The organism is Streptomyces sp. NPDC029526, assembly GCF_040637405.1.
Classification (GTDB): Bacteria; Actinomycetota; Actinomycetes; order Streptomycetales; family Streptomycetaceae; genus Streptomyces.
This window is the reverse complement of record NZ_JBEZWE010000007.1, coordinates 82,367-102,707: the sequence shown is the minus strand read 5'-3', so window position 1 is coordinate 102,707 and position 20,341 is coordinate 82,367. Positions and strand designations below refer to the sequence as shown.

Below are 20,341 nucleotides of genomic sequence, written 5' to 3'. Positions count from 1 at the left end.
ACAGGCCGGCCCACGGGCGGCCACCTCCCCACCGGAGGTGGCCGCCCGGCTCATCGGCGCGAGCGCGCTGCTCAGCCCCATTCCTTCACCCGCACCCTGCACCCCTCCCCCCCAGCGGCCCGCACGCGCTGCGCAACGGGCCGCCTGCCCCCGTGCCCACTGCCGGGGCACCACTCGCCCCCGGTGCGCCCTGCGAGGGCCTGAGGCGGGCCGCCCCTGACACCTGCTGCCGCCTCACACCCGCAACGCCCACACCCCTGTGGCCCGCGCCGGCACGTCCGTGCCCGACCAGGACCAGGACCGGGACCGGGACGGAGGCCCCCCGTTGGACGTCGGACCGGGCCCCCGAGGCCGTACCCGGCTCCGGCAGACACCACGCAGGGCTGCCGCTGACCCACGGCGCTCCGTCCGGGCTGGTCGCTCGGAGCCCGCCACCCGGAATGCACCGGACCAGCGCCGAGCCGAGAGCTCGCCACCACCCAGATGCACCCGAACCACACGGAGCCCGGAACTCACCGGGATGCATCCGAACCACCTGAACTACACGGAGCCCGGAACTCACCACCCGAATGGAGCCGGCCCTTGCGGATCGAGTCGGGCACCCTCCAGGACGGCGGCGGTGAGGGGCCCCGTCCACTGCTGCGGGGCTCAGGCCCCGTCCACTGCGCGGGGCTCAGCCCCAGCCGAGTGTCCGCAGGACCTCGGACACCCGCGTGTACACCCCCGGGCTGCCGGCCCAGCCGCAGCCGCTCCCCCAGGACACCAGGCCGATCAGCCGTCCCTCGGCCACCAGCGGCCCCCCGCTGTCCCCCTGACAGGCGTCCCGCCCGCCCGCGACCTCACCGGCGCACAGCATGGTGTCGGCCCGGTAGGCGCCGTCGGCACTGCCCGGATATGCGGCACGGCACAGCTGGTCGGGCAGGACGCGGACCCGTGCCGCGTGCAGGCTCCCGGCGTAGGAGCCGCCCCCCGTGGTGTCGCCCCAGCCGTAGACGGTGGCGCGCGTGTCCGCCCGGTAGGCGGGGTCCCCGGCGGCGGCCATGCCGATCACGGAGCCCTCGGGAAGCGCCTCGGCCAGGTTGAGCACGGCGAAGTCGCCCGAGTTGGTGCCGGCGTCGTAGCCCGGGTTCACCCAGGTGGACCGGACGGCGATCTCGTGGCCCTCCTCGGAGAGCAGGTCCGTGCGTCCGGTGATGACCTTGAGGTCGCGCACCCGGTCCGGTGACGCCCCGAGCACGTTCTCGTCCATGCAGTGCGCCGCGGTCAGCACGGTGGTCCTCCCCACCGCCACTCCCCCGCAGAACTGTCCCGCCCGGGTACCCCCGAACCGGTCACGGCTGGACAGCGCGACCGTCCAGGGCCCTTCCGACACGTCGACGGGGAAACCGCCGACGACGATGCTGTCGGCGGCGGCCGGGGCGGCCGTGGTCAGCGGTATCGCGGCTGCCGCGGCCGCGACGACCAGTGGCCGGGACAGGGCCCGGGCAAGGCGACGACGCATGCGCACTCCTCACACTGGGGTGGTCGTTGGACACCCAGGGTGATCCACCGTGCGCAGGCCCGCACCCGCGGGACAGCGCGGCGGCCCGGCCCCCCGCACAGGGGGGACCGGGCCGTCGCGTGGTCGTGCGTCCGAGTCGGCCGTGGCCTAGTCGAGGTAGTCGCGCAGCACCTGGGAGCGCGACGGGTGACGCAGCTTCGACATGGTCTTGGACTCGATCTGACGGATGCGCTCGCGCGTGACCCCGTACACCTTGCCGATCTCGTCGAGGGTCTTCGGCTGACCGTCGGTGAGACCGAAGCGCATGGAGACGACGCCCGCCTCGCGCTCGGAGAGGGTGTCGAGCACGGAGTGCAGCTGCTCCTGCAGGAGCGTGAAGCTGACGGCGTCGGCCGGGACGACGGCCTCGGAGTCCTCGATGAGGTCACCGAACTCGCTGTCACCGTCCTCGCCCAGCGGGGTGTGCAGGGAGATGGGCTCGCGGCCGTACTTCTGGACCTCGATGACCTTCTCGGGGGTCATGTCGAGTTCCTTGGCCAGCTCCTCCGGGGTGGGCTCGCGGCCCAGGTCCTGGAGCATCTGGCGCTGGACGCGCGCGAGCTTGTTGATGACCTCCACCATGTGCACCGGGATACGGATGGTGCGGGCCTGGTCGGCCATGGCGCGGGTGATCGCCTGCCGGATCCACCAGGTGGCGTACGTGGAGAACTTGTAGCCCTTGGTGTAGTCGAACTTCTCCACCGCGCGGATCAGACCCAGGTTGCCCTCCTGGATCAGGTCCAGGAACAGCATGCCGCGGCCGGTGTAGCGCTTGGCCAGGGAGACCACCAGACGGAGGTTGGCCTCCAGGAGGTGGTTCTTGGCGCGGCGGCCGTCCTCGGCGATGATCTCCAGCTCGCGCTTGAGCTTCGGCGCCAGCTTGTCGGAGTTGGCCAGCTTGTCCTCGGCGAACAGACCCGCCTCGATGCGCTTGGCGAGTTCGACTTCCTGCTCGGCGTTGAGCAGCGGGACCTTGCCGATCTGCTTCAGGTAGTCCTTGACCGGGTCGGCGGTGGCGCCGGCGGCGGCGACCTGCTGGGCGGGCGCGTCGTCCTCGTCCTCGTCGGAGAGCACGAAGCCGGCGTTCTCGGTGCCCTCGGGCTCCTCCGCGGCCTTGGGCTCCTCGATCGCTTCCTCGTCGCCCGGCTCCGCGGCGGTCTTCTTGGCCGCCGTCTTCTTGGCGGCGGTCTTCTTGGCCGTGGTCTTCTTGGCGGCCGCCTTCTTCGCGGTCGTCTTCTTCGCCGCGGTCTTCTTGGCGGGCACCTCCTCCTCGCCGGCCTCGTCCGCGGCGGGCGCCGCCGGGGTGGCGGCGGTCGCGGTGGCCTTCCGAGGAGTCGTCGACTTGGCGGCGACCGTCTTGGTGGCGGTCCGCTTGGCGGGGCTCTTCGCTGCGACGCTCTTGCGGGTGCGCTTGGGCTCTGCGGCACTGACCATCAGCGTCACACCCTCTTCCTCGAGGATCTGGTTGAGGCTGCGCAGTACGTTCTTCCACTGAGTGGCCGGAATCTGGTCAGCTTCGAAGGCCCGACGCACGTCGTCGCCGGCGATCTGCCCCTCAGCCTTTCCCCGCTCAATGAGCGCCATGACAGAGACGGACTCGGCGATCTCCGGCGGGAGCGTACGGGATGTGCTGGCCGACACGAACAACCTCTCGGAACGTTGGAAAACGGCTTCCGGCCCCGTCCACGTCGAACAGGAGCCGACCGCCGACTTGGGGATTGGGCCGACGGTGCGGGTGGGGACCGGGAGAGCACAGCGCCGTCGTCGGCGTCCGTATTCCCTCCGTGGCTGCCACCAATTAGGTCATCGCGTTCTGCTCAGGAGCGTTACGCCCATTCCGCGTGGCCCGAGTCACACCCCATAAACATGCAAAAGCTGCCATACAGCGACATGAGCGGTCAGAAGCGGAGACAGCGCTGTCCCACTCGGTCATCGACTGCCCCGTCATGGGCTCCTGCGAACCTCCGGGCCGCCCTGAACGGCACCCGGGACAGCCTGGGTGCCCCGGAAGGCTCCGGACCCTCGGGAGGTGCGGGCGGACGGCACGGCTCGGCGCCCGGGGCGGGGCTCAGCCGGCCGTGCGGGGCCGAAGGGTGATCCGGGGAGCCCGCGGGCGCCCGCGGGACCGAGCACGGTCGCGCGGGCGCCGACGGAGGACGGGCGGCCCGGCGCCGCCACAGGAGGGGGGTGACGCGCCGGGATCCGCCGTCCGTTCACTGCGGTCAGTGTTCGCGGGGCGCGGGCACCACACGTTCCACCTCGGGGTGGACCGTGAGCAGCTGGCGCATGGCCGCCTCGGCCGCGGGACCGTCGCCGCCGGCGAGGGCGTCGACGATACGGCCGTGGTGCCCCAGCGACGCCTCCGTCGGCCGCTCACAGCCCGTGACCGGACCTCCCGAGACGTGCAGCGCGGCGCTCACGATGCCGGACAGGTGCTCCAGCATGCGGTTCCCGGCGACCTGGATGAGCAGAGAATGGAACTCGGCATCGGCCCGGGCGAACGTGAGGGCGTCGCCCTGGCCCATGGCGTGCCCCATGATCTCCACCATGTCGGTCAGGCGCTGCTGGACGTCGTCCCGCCCGTGCCCGGCGGCCAGGCGGGCGGCCAGCGGCTCGATCGTCCAGCGCAGCTCACTGAGCTCTCGGCGCTGGTCGTCCCGCTGGGGCCCGAAGGCGCGCCACTCGATGATGTCCGGGTCGAGCAGGTTCCAGTCGCTGACCGGACGCACCCGCGTGCCGACGTTGGGGCGGGCACTGACGAGACCCTTGGCCTCCAGCACCCGGAGCGACTCGCGGACGACGGTACGGGACACCTCGAAACGCTGGCCGATCTCCTCGGGAACGAGCGGCCGGTCGGCGCCCAGATCACCCGAGACGATCATCTGTCCCAGCTGCTGGACGAGTTGTCCGTGCAGTCCGCGCCCGCGGCTGCCCGCGGCGCGACGGCCGACACGGGCCAGCTCCGGGTCCGCTCCGTCCCAGACGGGGGGCCCGACACGGTCGGCGACAGGTGCCTCCGCGAAGGGGTAGCGGTCGAGTTCGCCCGGGTTCGCGAGGCCGGCGTCGGCGGTGCGGGCGGTGGTCATCATGGTGTGCGCAAGGGTACTCACGCATCTTTTGTCGGCGCGGCCCTCAACTCCCTTGAGGGCTTTGGTGAAAAGCACACGAAAGGGTGATCGCTCACCCCGTCGCAATTGACGCCTTATCGGAAAGAAATGGGCTTTCCACGGGGAGTTGCGCACACGGCCGTAACAGCGGGGACAAGGACAGTCGTCATCGGACCCGGCCGCGCCGGGTGCTCAGCAGGAACGCGCAGGCCAGAGCCCCCACCGACAACACCAGCGCCCCACCGACGGGTTGACCGATCATGCGCAACGCCCCGTCCAGATACTGCTCTCCTCCGAAGGGCCACCGGAGCGGCAGCGCCTCGCGCACCCGTTGCGGAAACCCGACCGCACTTCGCACCTGCGTGCCCCGGGTCACCCATTCCAGGGCCGGGACGACGAGCAGGGGCACGGCGACGACCACGGCGAGCCCGGCGGTGGTGGACCGGAAGAGGCCCGCCCCGAGGACCCCGGCCCACGCGCACCCGGTCACGAGACCGAGCCAACCCGCACTCAGCACGGGCCAGTCGGCGGGCACCCCGGCGAACTCCGGTCCGTGGACCAGCGCCAGCACCTGGGCGTCGCAGACGACGGTCAGGGCGGCGAGCGGCAGCGCGGCGACCGAGGCCACCAGCAGCTTGGCCAGGAGCAGACCCAGCCGCCGGGACACCGTGCCGCGGTCCGCCGCCCATACGGGGTGACGGAACTCCTCGCCGAAGGCCAGCGCCCCGAGCAGACCCGCTCCGATCGCGGCCGGAGGCAGGGGGAGTTCCCTCGGCCACGCGGCGAGCAGCCGCGGCTGCGGGGTGTGCCCGATCCGGGCCAGCAGGACCGCCGTGAGTGCGGACACGATGATCACCGCAGCCATGACCTTCGGCGCGGTCCCGGTACCCGCGGCGCGCCGGAACTCGTAGCGCACGGGGCGCAGCGGCGCGGGGGCGGGACGGACGGAGAGCGGGGGCGGCAGCCGGACGGGGGCCGTCGACGTCGTGCCGGCGCGCCCCGCGAGGGGGTGGCGGGACGGGACCGCGGGCTCCGGGCCCCCCACCGGAACGGGAGCCGCAGCCCCACCGCCCCCTTCCTGCCCCGGGCCCGGACCGGGGGCCGACGTGGCAGCGACGGCGGCTCCCGGGGGGACGGAGACGGGGACAGGGGGATCAAGGGGAGCAGGGGCAGGGACGGAGGGAGCAGGGGCAGGCGAGGGTTCCGGCGCCTGCGGCGCTTCGGGGCCCGACCGAGGTCCCGGCCCGGGGTCGGGTGCGTGGTCCGGCCTGGGTTCTGGTGCGGGGTCCGGTGCGGGTTCTGGTGTGTGGTCCGGTGCGGGTGCCGGTCCGGGGTCCGGCCCGAGTTCCGGTGCGTGGTGCGGCCCGGATTCTGGTGCGGGCTCCGATCTGGGGCCCGGCGATGGGGCGGACTCGACCTCCGCTCGCGAATCCGGCTCCGTTTCCTGCTCCGCACCTGCGTGCCGTTCCCGTTCCCGTTGCCGCTCCCGTTGCTGTTGGCGTTCCCGTTGCTGTTGGCGTTCCCGCCGCCGTTCCGGGTCGTTGAGCGGCTCCGGCGCCGGTCCGGGTGCGGGGCGGGCTTCCGTGCCGCGTCCGGGTCGGTCCACCGACCGCACGGGCGCCGGCCTGCCGTCCGAGGTCGCGCCGGTGGGGACGGCCCGGCGTTCGTCACCGGCTCCCGGGCCCATGTCCCCCACCTCGTCGGCCAGTTGGTGCACGACGATGCCGTGGCGGAAGGCGATCTCGCCCACGTCGGCACATGTACTGCCGTAGACACGGAGGTGGTTGCCGCCCTCGGGCACGACCTCCACAGAGCGCCGCGCGGCGCGGGCCTCCCTGCTGAGGAGCACCGAGAGGCGGGCGGCGTGAGGGCTGCGGACGGCGACCCGGGGGCGCAGCCGGGTGCGGGAGAACTCCGCTCCGTCCTGGTCGGCGACGACCCTGCCCCCGTCGAGGGTGACCACGTGGTCGCCGATGCGTGCCGCCTCCTTGGGGTCGGCCGTCGTGCAGAGGACGGTGCCGCCCTGTTCCGCGTGGGCCCGGAGCAGGGCGTGCAGCCACCGGTGCTCACGTGGGGGGAGGCCACGGGTGGGCTGGTCGAGCACGAGCGTGTGCGGATCGGCCAGCAGGGCGCAGGCGAGGCCCAGGCGGCGGTCGGTGCCCCGGGAGAGCGTGCCCAGGCGTTCGTCGCGCAGGCTCACCAGGCCGACCGCGTCGAGGACTTCGTCAGCACGGTCCGCGCGTGCGCCGACGGCGGCGCACAGCATGCGCAGATGCCCTCGGACCGTACGGGCGGGGTGGCCGGGTACGTCACCGAGCAGGACGCCGACCTCGCTCGCGGGCCGGGGGATGCGGTGCAGCGGGCGTCCCCTGAAGTGGGCGACACCCCGGCCGCTTTGGAGTTCGAGCAGGAGTCTGAGTGCCGTGGTCTTGCCCGCGCCCGGTGCTCCGAGCAGCGCGGTGACGCGGCCGGCGTGCGCCTCGAAGGAGACGTTGTCGACGGCGGGCGGAAGCTCTTTGCGGGGGTTGCTGGTCAGTCCGATGGCCTCGATCACCCGAAGCAAGATAGCGCGCTATAAGGGGTTTTTCGGGCACCGCGGGGCCCGGCGGCCGACGACACCGATAGGGAAGGCCGAGGCCCGGGGGCCCGGGGGGTCAAGGCCGGCCGTGTGGGCCCGGCGTCACACCTCGGGGCGCAGCATCGGCGGGTTGAGCAGAGTGGCTCCCCCGGCTCGGAAGAGCTGGGCGGGGCGTCCGCCCTGGCGGGTGGTGGTTCCGCCGGTGGGGACGAGGAAGCCGGGGGTGCCCGTGACCTTGCGGTGGAAGTTGCGCGGGTCGAGGGCCACTCCCCACACCGCCTCGTACACCCTCCGCAGTTCTCCGACGGTGAACTCGGGCGGGCAGAACGCCGTGGCCAGGGATGAGTATTCGATCTTCGAGCGGGCCCGCTCGACGCCGTCCGCGAGGATCTGCGCGTGGTCGAAGGCGAGGGGTGCGACCTGGCCGCCGTCCCGGCCGTGGCCGCCGAGCAGCAGCAACTCCTCGACCGGCGCCCAGCGGGCGTTGGCCGCGTCGCCACCGGCCCTGGGGGCGGGCAGGTCGGGGGCGAGGGCGAGGTGCGCGACACTGACGACCCGCATCCGGGGGTCGCGCTTCGGGTCGCCGTACGTGGCCAGTTGCTCGAGGTGGGCCCCGTTGTCCTGGACCGGGACGCCCGGGTCGTGGACGTGGAGGCCGGTCTCCTCGGCCAGTTCGCGCGCCGCCGCCTGTGCCAGGTCCTCGTCGGCCCGCACGAACCCGCCGGGGAGGGCCCAGCGCCCCTGGAAGGGGGGCTCGCCCCTGCGGACCGCCAGCGCACACAGTGCGTGACGGCGTACGGTCAGCACGACCAGGTCCACGGTGACGGCGAAGGGCGGGAAGGCTGACGGGTCGTAGGGCATGCGGCGATCATAGTCGTCTCACTGACGATAAGCACTCCCTTCTCCGGCCCCGCCCACGATTGATCATCATCGGTCCCGAACGGTCCCGGTCTTCCGGTCCGGTCTTCCCTGCCGCGGCCCGTCGGGGCAGGTCAGACGCCCAGCTGGAGACCGTCGGCGGCCTCCTCGACCACGGCGACACCGAGCCGCCCGACCCGCACGGAGAACGGCGCACCGGCGATGTTCAGCCCGGTGATGCCCACTTCGCCGAGCGGGGCGTCGGCCATCGGGTGCAGGGACACGGTCCCGGCCGGGGCGTCGGGACGGATCCCCGCGACCGTGGTCAGCAGCAGCACCGCGGACGCCGCCGCCGTGGCGGCGGGGCGGCATGCCGCCGGGTGGGGCAGCGGTGCGCTCCCCTCCGTCCTCTGCTCCCCGGCGTACATCTCCGGCAGTCGGTGGTCGAACTCCTCGGCCGCCGCGAGCAGGCCCCGGAGCAGCGACGTCGCCTCCGCCTCGTGGCCTGCCGTGGCGAGACCCGCCACGGCGAGGGCGGTCTCGTGCACCCGCACGGCACCCGACCGGTGACCGAACGGGTTGTATCCCGGGTCCCGGACGGCCAGTCCGCGCAGCCCCCAGCCGGAGTCCATGCCGGGCCCGCCCAGCACTCGGGCCAGGAGACCGGCGTCGGCGCGGTCGAGCAGCCCTGGGGCGGGCTCGCCCCTGGCGAGGAGTCCGGTGTCGAGCAGGTGCACGGCCGCGGCGCCCGCGTGCGGAACGGGACGTCCGTCGCTCGCACGGATCGCGGCGGGCCGGCCGCCGCCCGGGACGTCGATCCAGAAGTCGTCCCGGAAGGCGGTCCGCACGGCCCGGGCCCACTGCCGCAGTTCGTCACCGCCCGGTCTGCCGAAGGCGTCGAGCAGGTCACCGCCGAGCAGGGCCGCACGGTGGGCGTGCGCCTGGGTCTCGGCGCGGCACGGCCCGCCGGGCTGCGGATCGGGCAGGTACAGACCGTCGCGCACGGTGTTGCGCAACCAGGCCAGACAGCGTTCGGCGGCCGGCAGCAACTGTTCCGTGTCCCGGTCGGGCAGGCCCCAGCGCCGGGCCTCCGCCAGCAGGACGGGGAAGAGGAGGGTGGCCTCCGTTCCGGTGCAGCTCGGGGGCACGTGGGGGCCGGCGTCCCTGCGCGGCCCGGGGATCATCCCGGCGTGCGGGCCCGGTCCGGGCATCTGGGCCCGGGCGAGCATGCGCAGGGTGCACGAGGCGAGGCCGGTGCCCAGCGGGAGCGCCATGCGGGCGGCGGCGAGCGCGTCGGCGGGTGCGGGACCGCAGCGCCAGGGCGCGCCGGCTGCGAGATGGGTGTCCGACGGGTTGACGGGGTCGCACAGCAGCAGGGACCGGAGGTCGTCGAGGCCGGTCCGCAGCAGCCCGGCGATCCGCCCGTCCTCACCCGTGGCCCGTGCGGGAGCGAGCGGACCGGTGGCCCCGTGTCCGACGGCACGCGGGGGCGTCCGCCCGCCGGGACGAACACGCAGGAGCACGCTCGCCCGGCCGCCCGGCGGCAGTTCGAGTTCCCAGCGCAGGACCCCCGCGGAGGCCAGGGCATCGGCGGGCGGCGGTTCGGCCGTGACCGTCGCGCTCCGGGGACCACCGGACCAGCGCAGTCCGCAGGTGTGGACGTGGGCGGGCAGTTCCGGCCCCGCGTCCCCGGCGGCGATCGCCGCGAGGTCGGCCAGGTCGGTGCCGAGCGCCACCTCGACCGGGAGCCGCAGTGAGTGCGGTGCGGCGCTGTGGAGCGTGATCCGCTCCGTGCCGTCCGCGGAGTGGATCCGTTCGATCAGGACGTCCGGGTCCGGTCCCGACTCCCCCGAGGCTCTGAGGGTCTCCACCGACCGCACCCGGTCGGCGCCGATCGTCCGGGCCTGCACCGCGAGCGGTTCGCGCCCCGCCACCCGCAGCCGGCAGCGGGACAGCAGACGGGTACCTGCCTGGTAGAACCCTTCCAGCCCGTGCCCGGTCAACCGGCCTTCCTTCGTGGTGATGACGAGACCGGGGAGGGCGACACCGATCAGCGTGGTGTGTACCGCCGGCAGTTCCGCGAGCAGGCGGGGCGCGCTGCCGGGCGTGGTCCGGTGACCCGCGGCGGGAGGGGTGGCCGCAGCGGTTCCCGCGCCTCCGGCCGTGTCCTGGACGGCCCGGGCGGACGGGTGCGGATCGCCGGGCCGGTCGGGCTGCCGGAGCCGGGTGGCGGTGCGGTCGTCGGACTGCGGGAGCCGGACGGTGGCGCGATCGAGCCCTGCGGACGTGTACGGGGCGGGGTGCTGCGTCTGACCGGCCGGGCCGACGGGCTCCCGGGCCCAACTGGGCCCGCCGCCCGGCCGGGGCATCCCGGATCTTCTCCCCTGCTCACCGGCTCCGAGCCGGAGGGCTGCCCGGGCCTGGTCGGGCGGTGCGGCCGAGGTCCCGACGGGGCCGGGCCCGCGTTCCCGGGGCGGACCGGGGTGCTGCTCGCCGATGGACGGGATCGTCGCGTCGGTGGAGTGGCTCGGGCCTCCGGTCGGTTCCGCACCCCGGTGCCGGTCGGCGAGCCCCGGAGCCGAAACGTCCCCGGAAACGGAACGGCGATCATCCGCCGGGGCGGCTGAAGACGGCTGCTGCATGGCTGGGGTTCCTCTGCGCTCGACGGGCCTCGGACCCCGCCGACGCTGCGGCGAACTCCGGCCGGGCGCGGGCGGGTCGGCGTCCCGCCGAGTGAAGGCGTTCCGCCCCTCCGATCAACGGCGCCGCCCTCCCTCGGTCACGCCCGCGGGGAGGCGGACACCTGCGGGTGCCGTAGGCGGCCTCACGCCACATCGGCGGCCGGGCGCCCCCTCGACGGGCGGCCGTCGCCGCTTCCGCATCCGCGCGGGTCGCCGGTCGCCGACCGCCGGTCGCTCGTCGCCGTCGCCTCCGAGGACCGGCGGGACCAGCCGGCAAGTCGGCATGCCGGCAGGCCGACAGTCCGGACCCGATGACCGGTCCCACGGGTCACACCAGTTGGCCGCTCGCACCACTGGGCTGCTCGCACCAGTGGGCCGGTCGGCCTGTCGGTCGGGCGGCAACCCGGTAAGCGGCCCGCACCAAGTCCTGGTCCCAGGAGACACGCCTTCCGGTGCGTGAACCCGCCCCGGACGGGCTCCCAACCGGCCGGGGAGTCCACGCTGCGGCACACCACCCGCTTCCGGGATGCGGAACGACCGGTGATCCGACGCCACGGGGATCACAACTCCCCCTTCCCTCTCCGCCTTCAGCTCCCCCTCCCCGCTCCCTCAGCGCTCCGTTTCGCCACCGTCGTCGCCGTGCCCCGGCCTGCCCGGGGCGTGCTGCGGGCCCGCCTCGCCGGTGCCGGTCCCGGCAGCACCTCCGGGGTGGCGAGAGGCTCCCCGGCCCGGTGTCCCGGGGCGCGGGCCGGTCGGGCGGGTGCCGCCGACGGACGCGGAGCCCGGGCGGGGTCCTCCCCGTGCACCGCTTCCGGGGTGCGTGGTGCCCGCCCACGCGCGCTGCCGGGGGATGCGCGCACTGGGCCTGCGGCCATCGGCGCGCGTGCGTCGGCGGGCCGGAGAACCTCCGGGTTCCGGCTCCCGCCCATGACTCCGGCGGCGTGACGCTGCGTCCCCGGCACCGAGGGGTGCGGCTTCGGCCGCCGTGGCACCGTCGGCTCCCCGAACTGCCCTGTCGGGCGCCCCGGTTGCACCGGGCAGCGTGGGACCCCGCGAGCCGACGCTCCCGCCGTGGCCGCCACCCTCGCTGTCACCGCCAGCCTCGCCGTCACCGCCGCGGTCGCCGGCCCGGACGGATCGTTCCGAACGCAGGCACCGTCGGACCGACTCGGGGTCGAGGCCCTCGTTGCAGGCCTGGTGCAGCAGTCGGGCGAAGAGGTAGTCGGGGTCTGCGCCGAGGGCCATGGCGAAGGCCTCGCGGGCCTCCAGTTCGTCGCCGGTGGACCAGGCGACCCACCCGGCGAGCGTCAGGGGAGCCGCGGCGTGTTCGCCGTACGGGCCGCTGCACCGGCGGGCCAAAGCACGCCACAGGCGGAGGGCCGGGACCGCCTCCTCGCCCTCCATCCACTCCGCCGCGCGGTCGCGTGTCGTCCGGTCCTGGAGGCCGAGGATCAGGGTCGCGGCCTCGTCGTGGCGGATCAGCTCGTCGTCCCGCAGGTCCGACGGGAGGGCGCCGGAGACAGGCGGGGCGGCGGCGAAGCGGCGCCGGACCCGCTCGGCGAGGCGCAGGGTCTCGTCGGCCACCGCGACGCGGCCCGCCTCGTCGAGGATGCGGGGCACCAGCTTCAGCCCTGCCGCGTCGAGGGCGGCCTCCTGGTCCACGGTCGCGAAGCCCTCCCTCGGCTGGAGCCTGGCCCGCAGTTCGCGCAGGGTGCCACGGACCTGGAGTCCCGCGTAGGTGGCCGCGGCGGCCACCACGGAGGTGCCGGCGAGGCCCATGGGGGTGCCCTCGGCCGGGCAGCACTCCTGGATGTCGCAGCAGTACGACCAGTAGCGGCCGTCGGAGACGCACAGGGCCTCCACCACCGGGACGTCGAGGGCGCCGCACTCCACGCGCAGTGCGTGGGCCAGCGGAGCGAGGTGTTCCTTGACCTCCCTGCCGGAGACGCCGCGCTCCGGTTCCCTGCACAGGAAGAGGATCATCTGCTCGGGAGGGGTCCCGCGGCGGGTACTGCCGAGGACCAGCCCGCGGGTCAGCTGCCGGGCGGCCGACGGCCAGTCGTCCCGGTCGGCCGGGATGCCGAGGCGGGCCCGGCCGCCGAACCGCCCCTGCCCGTCCTTCTCGTGCAGTGCCACCAGGACGATGCTGTCCTCGGGCCGGTAGCCGAGGATGTAGGGCAGCGCGTCGGCGAGTTCGGCGGGGCTGCGGAGCGTGACCTGCTGCGGGTCGCCGTGGCTTCGGTAGGCGGTGCAGCCGAGGTCGGGCGCGACGAGCCGGGGCGGGCTGCCCTCGCCATGGGGTGGCGCGGCCCCGGTGGCGAGGGGGGCAGCCGGCTCCGCGGGAGCTCCGGGGCCTTCCGCAGTCGCAGGACCCGATGCACCGTCCTGCCCCTGCCGCACTCCCCGTTCGCGCGGACGGTCGCCGTCATCGAGGGGGCCGTCGCTCCCGTCGAGCCGCGGGTCGTCCACTACCTGTCGGTGTTCGCCGGCGGCGGGGTGACCGTCGTCGTCAGCGGCCCGCCGGGCGTGCACTGCCGATCGGTGTTCGTCGACGGTGGGCCGCCGGTCGTCACCAGCGGGCCGCCGCGCCCTCCCGGCGACGTGACCGTCCTCGGCCTCGGCCGCGGGGTGACGGTCGCCGTCTCCTGCACAGCGGTCGGCCATGTCGCCGTTTTCGGGGGATCCGGTCGTTTCGATGTGATGCGTCATGTGAGGACGATCTCGCGGATCGCAATCGTCCGCTTACCCTGTGGATAACTCTGAGCAGGGTCACGTCACAAGCAGCACGGCTGCCGGGCCGCGCCGGGACCGCCGCCCCGCTCAGCGACCGCCCGTCACTGAGCCCTTCCACTCCCACTCTGGGCTGGTCAGATGCAGGGTGAGGACGGAAAAGGCCGAGGGCCGGCACCCCGTAGTACCCGATGCGCTCCACGAGCGCGCCGCCCGCAAGGTCTGCTCGACCGGACGGCCTGTGGCCCATGTCGCTCGCGACCTCGGCGGTTACAAGGAGCCCTGCGCTCGTGTGCCGCCAGGCCGAGACCGAAGCCGGCGAGGGTGACGACCGTCTCACCACCGCCGAACGCGACATCTGAGTGAACTCTGCAAGTAGAACGCCGAGTTGAGACAGGCTAACGAGGTCCTGAAAGCCGCGTCGGTGTTGTTGCCCAGGAGATCGACCGTCCCCGGACGAGGCCGCGCAGGTGATCAATTACCTGAGCGAGAAAGCCTCGGGGGCGGTCTCGTCCGCCGGGCGCTGGACCTCTCGCCATCGACGTACCTCGCCAGCACGGCGCGCCCGAAGTCGTCCCACCGCCCGCGTGACGACGGACTGATTCCCTTGGTCACAGCTGGCGGAGTCCGGCCGTGCCTACGGCGCCCGCCGAGTCACTCGTGCGCTGGTCCGCGCAGGGGCCTCGGGTGGCGCGCTGCACGTCGATCGGCTGATGCGTGAGTCGGCATCGAGGGCGTCATCCACGGTCAGCGGCGCCGCACGACGGCTCCGGAGCCGGCCGCCCCAGAAAGGCAGTCAAGCTCGGCTGCTGGGCTACGACCGAGTCGAACGTCACCTTGTGGAAGGACAATTTGTCGAACCGGTCAAGGAAGGGCTGGTCGGCACGATCCGCACCACCCGAGAGCAGTTGTGGTCGATGGTCAAGCGTCGCGCCAGCGAAGGTCAGAATGTCCTCGTCGCCGAGGAAAACAGCAGCGAGTCCGTCCGAGACCGACAAAAACGCAATCGGACTCGAACCTCCAAGGACAATGCGTACGCGCATCAGGCATACCGGCAGGAATCACTCTTCGGTCCCGACTCCGAGCAGTAGACACCTGGCTGCCCTGCTGCCAAGGCCAGCAGAGTGCACCTACCCGGCCAGGGCGAGAACGAGCGGGAGCACTTGGTCCGCCCCGTTCTGGCGGAGGAGGCGTGCGCCGACGGCCAGGGTCCAGCCGGAGTCGGTGTAGTCGTCGACGAGCAGGACCGGGCCGGGGGTGGCGGCCAGGGCGGCGGCGAGTTCTCCGGGCACGGTGAACGAGCCGGCCAGGGCGCGCAGCCGCTGGGCGGAGTTGCTGCGGTGCGCAGCGTGCTGATCGGCCTGGGGGGTGTAGGCCAGGGTGCCGAGCAGCGGGAGCCTGCCGACCCGTGCCACGCCCTCGGCCAAGGATGTGACCAGCTGGGGGCGGGTGCGGGAGGGCATGGCGACGATGCCCACCGGCCGTGCCACCGCATCGGGGGAGCCGCCGGCCCAGCCTCCCGGTGAGCGGGCCCAGTCCGCCAGGACGGTCACGACGGCGTTCAGCACGTCGTCCGGGACCGGGCCGTCCGGCGCCTGCGCCGCCAGGAACGGCCGCAGCCGGTTGCCCCAGCCGATGTCCGACAGCCTGCCCAGCGCCCGCCCGGTGCTCGCCTGCCGGTCTGCGGGGATGCGTCCCTTGAGATCCATGCCGACCGCGGCCAGTCCCGTCGGCCACATCTTGCGGGGCTCGACCTCGACACCGGGCCGATCCAGCTCACCCGCTGCCGCCGCGAGGGCCCCGGGAGGGACGGCCGCCTCCAGCCAAGGGCCGGCGCAGTTGTCACAACGACCGCACGGGGCCGCCTTCTCGTCGTCGAGCTGCCGCTGCAGGAACTCCATCCGGCATCCCGTGGTCGCCACGTAGTCCCGCATGGCCTGCTGCTCCGCCGCCCGCTGCTTCGCGACCCACGCATACCGCTCCGCGTCGTACGTCCACGGCTGCCCCGTAGCGGCCCATCCTCCCTTCACGCGCCTCACCGCGCCGTCCACGTCCAGGACCTTCAGCATCGTCTCCAGGCGCGAGCGTCGGAGATCCACCAGTGGCTCCAGCGCCGGCAGCGACAACGGACGCCCCGCCTCCTCCAGCACCGACAGGGTGCGGCGGACCTGCTCCTCGGGCGGGAAGCCCACCGAAGCGAAGTACGCCCAGATCGCCTCGTCCTCCCGCCCGGGCAACAGGAGCACGTCCGCGTGGTCCACGCCCCGCCCCGCACGCCCCACCTGCTGGTAGTAGGCGATCGGCGACGACGGCGAGCCCAGGTGGACGACGAAGCCGAGATCGGGCTTGTCGAAGCCCATGCCCAGCGCCGAGGTGGCGACCAGGGCCTTCACCCGGTTCGCCAGCAGGTCCTCCTCCGCCTGCAGCCGGTCGGCGTTCTCCGTCTTCCCCGTGTAGGAGGCGACCGGATATCCGCGCTGCCGCAGGAAGGCGGTCACCTCCTCCGCCGCCGCCACCGTCAGCGTGTAGATGATCCCCGAACCCGGCAGATCCCCCAGACGCTCCCCCAGCCACGCCAGTCGGTGCGCCGCGTCCGGCAACTCCAGCACACCCAGCCGAAGGCTCTCCCGGTCCAGCGGCCCTCGCAGCACCAGGGCGTCCCCACCGCCCGTGCCCAGCTGCTCAGCGACGTCCGCGGTCACCCGCGCGTTCGCGGTCGCCGTCGTGGCCAGCACCGGCACCCCCGCCGGCAACTCCGCCAGCATCGTCCGCAGCCGCCGGTAGTCGGGCCGGAAATCATGCCCCCAGTCCGAGATGCAGTGGGCCTCGTCGACCACTAGCAGACCGGTCGTGGCCGCGAGCCTGGGCAGCACCTGATCGCGGAAGTCCACGGAATTGAGGCGTTCCGGGCTGACGAGGAGAACGTCGGTCTCACCCCGCTCGACCTCCCCGTAGATCGTCTCCCACTCCTCCGGGTTGGCCGAGTTGATCGTGCGGGCCCGGATACCGGCCCGCTCCGCGGCATCGACTTGGTTCCGCATCAACGCCAGCAACGGCGAAATGATCACGGTCGGGCCCGCGCCGCGCCTGCGCAGCAGAGCGGTGGCCACGAAGTACACCGCCGACTTGCCCCAGCCGGTGCGCTGCACCACCAGAGCGCGCCGGCGCTCCTCCACCAGGGCCGACACCGCATGCCACTGGTCCTCCCGCAGCCGCGCCGATCCCCCAGGGGCACCGACGAGCTCAGCAAGGACGGCATCGGCTTCGGCGCGGAGCTCCAGGTTGTCCATGCCTCCCATGCAACCCGATCCCACTGACAATCGGCGAATCCGCCCGGCACGGCCAAGGGCTCACGACAGGGTGCTCCGCCGCGCGCGGATCGAGGACGGCCGGAGCCGCCCGGCCGGGCGTGGAGCCGGTCACCGACCCGAAGCGCCCCGGCGAGCCCTCTGCCGCCGACGGCCGTCACCGGGTGTCGGAACGCTGTGTGCACGGCTCTGGACGGCCCGCACTCGGAGGGCGTAGGAACGGTGCGGGGCCGGCCGTCGACCGTGCGGTGCCAGGGACCCGGGGGCGGGGATATTAGCCGCGCATCACCCGATAACGACCGGCTGCCCCAATTGCTCGTTGCCGCGGCTCAGTTCGCCAGGAAGAATTGAGGTCCGCACCCGCACGGCCCGTATGCCGCCCAGGTAGGGCGCTGTTGCGTGCGCGCTCCCCGAATCCGACCCCGCCCGCTGTGTGGGCGTAGCCGAAGGGAGGACCGTGACCTTCGGATTCGCTCCGTCCTCGGCGGCATCGCTGTCCGCGCACGCCGCATCCGCCCACCGTGTGCTCGAACCAGCGGAGTGGGCCGCCGCGGGCATCCCGCTGCTGCGCAACCCGCGTGAGGTCGTCAGCGGTCTGCACGCCCGGCACCGTCCCGGTCCGGCGACCGCGGTCGTGGCCGTGCTCGGCCCGGACGAACGGCTGTGTGCGAGCGCCTCGTTCACCCGCCGGCCGGCGCCCGCGGACGGCTGGATGTTCCGCAACGCCCTGCTCGCCCAGTTGCGCCGGGTCATCCCGCACGACCTGCGGCGCCGCACTCCGGTGCGCACCGCCGTGCTCCTCTACTGCCGGGAGGGGGACGCCCGGTGGACCGAGGAGGACGGCGCGTGGATGTGGGGCCTGCGGGACGCCTGCACGCTGCACGGGCTGCGCTGCGGCGCGTACATCACGCTGACGCGTGACGGCTGGCAGGTCCTGGGCGAGGGCCGGGGCGGCCGCCGCCCCAGCGCGGGTTCGGCACCCGAGCCGGTCGCGCTGTCGGAGGCGCCTGCGCGCGTTCCCCGGACGGGCGGCGTCGCCTCGGAGGTCATGCGCCGGGCAGCCGCGCGCTGACGTCCGCGCGCCGCCCACCGGCGCCTGACGCTCCGCGCCCCGCGGCGGCCCGTCGGAGAGCGGCCTGAGGCGGCCGTACGGCAGGTGCACGCCGCGCGGTGCCATCCCGAGGACGCACGGCGCGGACGGACGGCGAGGACGGACGGTGGTGGCAGGGCCACCTGGCCGTCCCGTGAGGCGCGGACGGCCCTCGGCCCCGCGACGGGCCCCCGTGCGGTGCCCCCGGCCCCGGCGTCGGTGGATGCCGGGGCGGGTGGCTCAGACTCCCGCGCCGATCACCGCGTTGATGCGCTGCGGGTCGCCGCAGACGATCAGCAGGGCACCGGACTTGGCGTGGGCGACCGACAGGGCGGTCACGGCGGCCGTTTCGGGACCGCCGTTGACGGCGACCACGACGACGGGCCGGGACGCGGCGCGGTGCGCGACGGCGGTGTCCGCGTAGAAGACGTCGTCGCCCGCGTCGTGCTGGGCCCAGTAGGAGGCTTCGCCGAAGGACAGTTCGTGGGTGGCCCACGGGTGCGGCTCACCGGTGGTGATCACCAGCACGTCACCCGGGGCGCGGCCCGAGTCGAGCAGCAGGTCCACGGCCTCCTCGGCGGCGTCGAGCGCCCCCTCGGCGGACGCCGGGATCAACTGGACCTGTGCGGTGGGCGAGTCGGCTGCGGCCGGGGCGGGACGGCCCGGCTTGGCCGTGGGGGTCGCGTCACGCGCCGTGCGCTGCGCCGGCGGTGCGGACCGGTGCGGTCCGGGGCGGCCGGGACGCGGCGGAGCCGCGGGGCGGGGACCGGGTACGGGGCGGGGGGTCGGCGCGGTGCGGCCGCTGGCCGGCGTGGCGCGGGGACCCTGGGCACTCTCGTGAATCTGAGGCTCCTCGGGAATGAGAGGCATGGGCTGTTTCTTATCAGAGGTTGGTACGGCTCGCGCCGCCGGGTGGCACATGAGTGCGAACGGAACCGTCAGAACTCGAAGCCGAGCTGACCGTCGATCGCCGGAACGCTTTCCTCGGCCCAGGTGCGGACCTTCTTGAGGTGCCGCCACTGGGGCAGCGCATCAAGATACGCCCACGACATCCGGTGGTACGGAGTGGGTCCCCGGACCTCCAGTGCGGCCCTGTGCACCGGTGACGGATACCCGGCGTTGTCCGCGAAACCGAAGTCTGCATGGTCGAGGCCCAGTTCGGCCATCATTTTGTCGCGCTGCACCTTGGCGATCACCGAGGCCGCGGCGACCGCCACACACGACTGGTCGCCCTTGATGACCGTCCGGACCTTCCAGGGCGACCCGAGGTAGTCGTGCTTGCCGTCGAGGATCACCGCGTCGGGCCGGACCGGCAGCGAGTCCAGGGCGCGGACCGCCGCCAGCCGCAGGGCGGCCGTCATCCCCATCTCGTCGATCTCCTCGGGGGACGCGTGCCCGAGGGCGTACGACGTCACCCAGGCCCGCAGCGTCTCGGCGAGTTCGGTGCGGCGCTTGACGGTCAGCAGTTTGGAGTCGGTGAGGCCCTCGGGGGGTCGGCGCAGTCCGGTGACGGCCGCGCAGACGGTGACCGGTCCGGCCCACGCGCCGCGCCCCACCTCGTCGACACCTGCAATGATCTTCGCCCCGGTCGTGGCGCGGAGTGAGCGCTCGACGGTGTGGGTGGGTGGTTCGTACGGCATGGCGCCCTTAGCGTACGCCGCCCGCCGCGGGCCGCGACACCCCGCCTCCCCCATCGGCCCGCAGGCCGCCGGGACGGCCGGTCAGCGGGTCTCCGGCCGCAGCAGGGGAACCATCAACTGGTCGACCATGTCGGTCAGATCCTCGTCCGTCCATTCACTCCCGCACACCTTCGAGCGGTACATCATCATCGCCGGAATGGCGTCACACACGTAGTCGTTGGCCGCGTCGCTGCGCACCTCCCCGCGTTCGACACCACGCTCGATCACCTCGCGCAGCAGGGCGAGGGTGGGCTCGACGACCCCTTCGAAGATGACCGCGTGGAAGCGGTCCGCCTGGGTGGTGTCGCATTCGTGAATGACCGAACGCAGGGCGAGCCCGGACCGGGAGAACATCGCGTCGCGTGTCCGGACGCAGAGGGTCAGCAGGTCGTCGCGCACGTTGCCGACGTCGGGTGCCGGCCCCGACGGCGGCAGTCCGGCCCGCAGGGCGTCCGCCACCAGGTCCTCCTTGGAGGGCCAGCGCCGGTAGACGGCGGCCTTGCCGGTCTGGGCGCCCGCGGCGACCCCTTCCATGGTCAGGCCGTTCCATCCGACCGTGCTGAGCTGATCAAGGGCGGCGTCGAGGATCGCGCGTTCCAGGACCGCACCGCGGCGGCGGGAGGCGGCGGGGGTCCGGGCCTGGGCGTCGGCCCGGCTCGAAGTGTCCATCTGACTCTCTCCAACGAGCAAAAGGAGCGGGTTTTTCGGGGATGGGGGCGTGCGTCGTAGGGATGGTGGCGCGTCGTTCGGGCGCAGCGGGGGACGTGCCG

The 20,341-nt window shown here is 73.7% G+C and carries 13 protein-coding genes; 2 read left to right on the top strand and 11 right to left on the bottom strand.

Annotated elements, in window-relative coordinates; all coding sequences use genetic code 11:
- Positions 1-673 precede the first annotated feature (673 nt).
- The 7 genes from AB0F01_RS18145 to AB0F01_RS18115 all read right to left on the bottom strand — a co-directional run bounded on the left by AB0F01_RS18145 (position 674) and on the right by AB0F01_RS18115 (position 13,233).
- On the bottom strand, positions 674-1,501 hold the full coding sequence (locus AB0F01_RS18145) for a serine protease (protein ID WP_362096267.1): 828 nt from the start codon (positions 1,499-1,501) through the stop codon (positions 674-676).
- Positions 1,502-1,648: 147 nt separating this feature from the next.
- Complete coding sequence (locus tag AB0F01_RS18140; RefSeq protein WP_362096264.1) at positions 1,649-3,181, bottom strand: RNA polymerase sigma factor; 1,533 nt, start codon at positions 3,179-3,181, stop codon at positions 1,649-1,651.
- A gap of 581 nt (positions 3,182-3,762) precedes the next feature.
- Positions 3,763-4,650, bottom strand: coding sequence for a FadR/GntR family transcriptional regulator (locus AB0F01_RS18135; protein ID WP_362096261.1), 888 nt, complete (start codon positions 4,648-4,650; stop codon positions 3,763-3,765).
- Positions 4,651-4,813: 163 nt separating this feature from the next.
- Positions 4,814-7,201, bottom strand: coding sequence for an ATP-binding cassette domain-containing protein (locus AB0F01_RS18130; protein WP_362096258.1), 2,388 nt, complete (start codon positions 7,199-7,201; stop codon positions 4,814-4,816).
- Between the two features lie 126 nt (positions 7,202-7,327).
- Complete coding sequence (locus tag AB0F01_RS18125; RefSeq protein WP_362096255.1) at positions 7,328-8,086, bottom strand: NUDIX hydrolase; 759 nt, start codon at positions 8,084-8,086, stop codon at positions 7,328-7,330.
- 131 nt (positions 8,087-8,217) lie between these two features.
- Positions 8,218-10,452, bottom strand: a complete 2,235-nt coding sequence (locus AB0F01_RS18120) for a glycogen debranching N-terminal domain-containing protein (protein WP_362096252.1) — start codon at positions 10,450-10,452, stop codon at positions 8,218-8,220.
- Between the two features lie 921 nt (positions 10,453-11,373).
- Positions 11,374-13,233, bottom strand: coding sequence for a DUF4192 domain-containing protein (locus AB0F01_RS18115; protein ID WP_362096249.1), 1,860 nt, complete (start codon positions 13,231-13,233; stop codon positions 11,374-11,376).
- 1,100 nt (positions 13,234-14,333) lie between these two features.
- Between AB0F01_RS18115 and AB0F01_RS18110 the strand changes: the two genes are divergently transcribed.
- Positions 14,334-14,585 carry a hypothetical protein gene (locus tag AB0F01_RS18110; RefSeq protein ID WP_362096247.1) on the top strand — a complete coding sequence of 84 codons (252 nt, stop codon included), beginning with the start codon at positions 14,334-14,336 and terminating at the stop codon, positions 14,583-14,585.
- Between the two features lie 39 nt (positions 14,586-14,624).
- On the opposite strand, the gene AB0F01_RS18105 is transcribed toward AB0F01_RS18110, so the two are convergent.
- Positions 14,625-16,784: a RecQ family ATP-dependent DNA helicase gene (locus tag AB0F01_RS18105; RefSeq protein WP_362096244.1), complete on the bottom strand. Its 2,160-nt coding sequence runs from the start codon at positions 16,782-16,784 to the stop codon at positions 14,625-14,627.
- Between the two features lie 475 nt (positions 16,785-17,259).
- On the opposite strand from AB0F01_RS18105, the gene AB0F01_RS18100 reads away from it, so the two are divergent.
- Positions 17,260-17,874, top strand: a complete 615-nt coding sequence (locus AB0F01_RS18100) for a hypothetical protein (RefSeq protein WP_362096241.1) — start codon at positions 17,260-17,262, stop codon at positions 17,872-17,874.
- Positions 17,875-18,132: 258 nt separating this feature from the next.
- On the opposite strand, the gene AB0F01_RS18095 is transcribed toward AB0F01_RS18100, so the two are convergent.
- The 3 genes from AB0F01_RS18095 to AB0F01_RS18085 all read right to left on the bottom strand — a co-directional run bounded on the left by AB0F01_RS18095 (position 18,133) and on the right by AB0F01_RS18085 (position 20,240).
- A complete protein-coding gene (locus AB0F01_RS18095) occupies positions 18,133-18,762 on the bottom strand; it encodes a hypothetical protein (RefSeq protein ID WP_362096239.1) in 630 nt (209 codons plus the stop codon).
- 68 nt (positions 18,763-18,830) lie between these two features.
- Positions 18,831-19,532 (bottom strand): ribonuclease HII, encoded by a 702-nt coding sequence (locus AB0F01_RS18090; RefSeq protein WP_362096236.1) that lies wholly within the window; start codon positions 19,530-19,532, stop codon positions 18,831-18,833.
- An 81-nt stretch (positions 19,533-19,613) separates the two neighbouring features.
- Positions 19,614-20,240 (bottom strand): TetR/AcrR family transcriptional regulator, encoded by a 627-nt coding sequence (locus AB0F01_RS18085; protein ID WP_362096233.1) that lies wholly within the window; start codon positions 20,238-20,240, stop codon positions 19,614-19,616.
- Positions 20,241-20,341 lie beyond the last annotated feature (101 nt).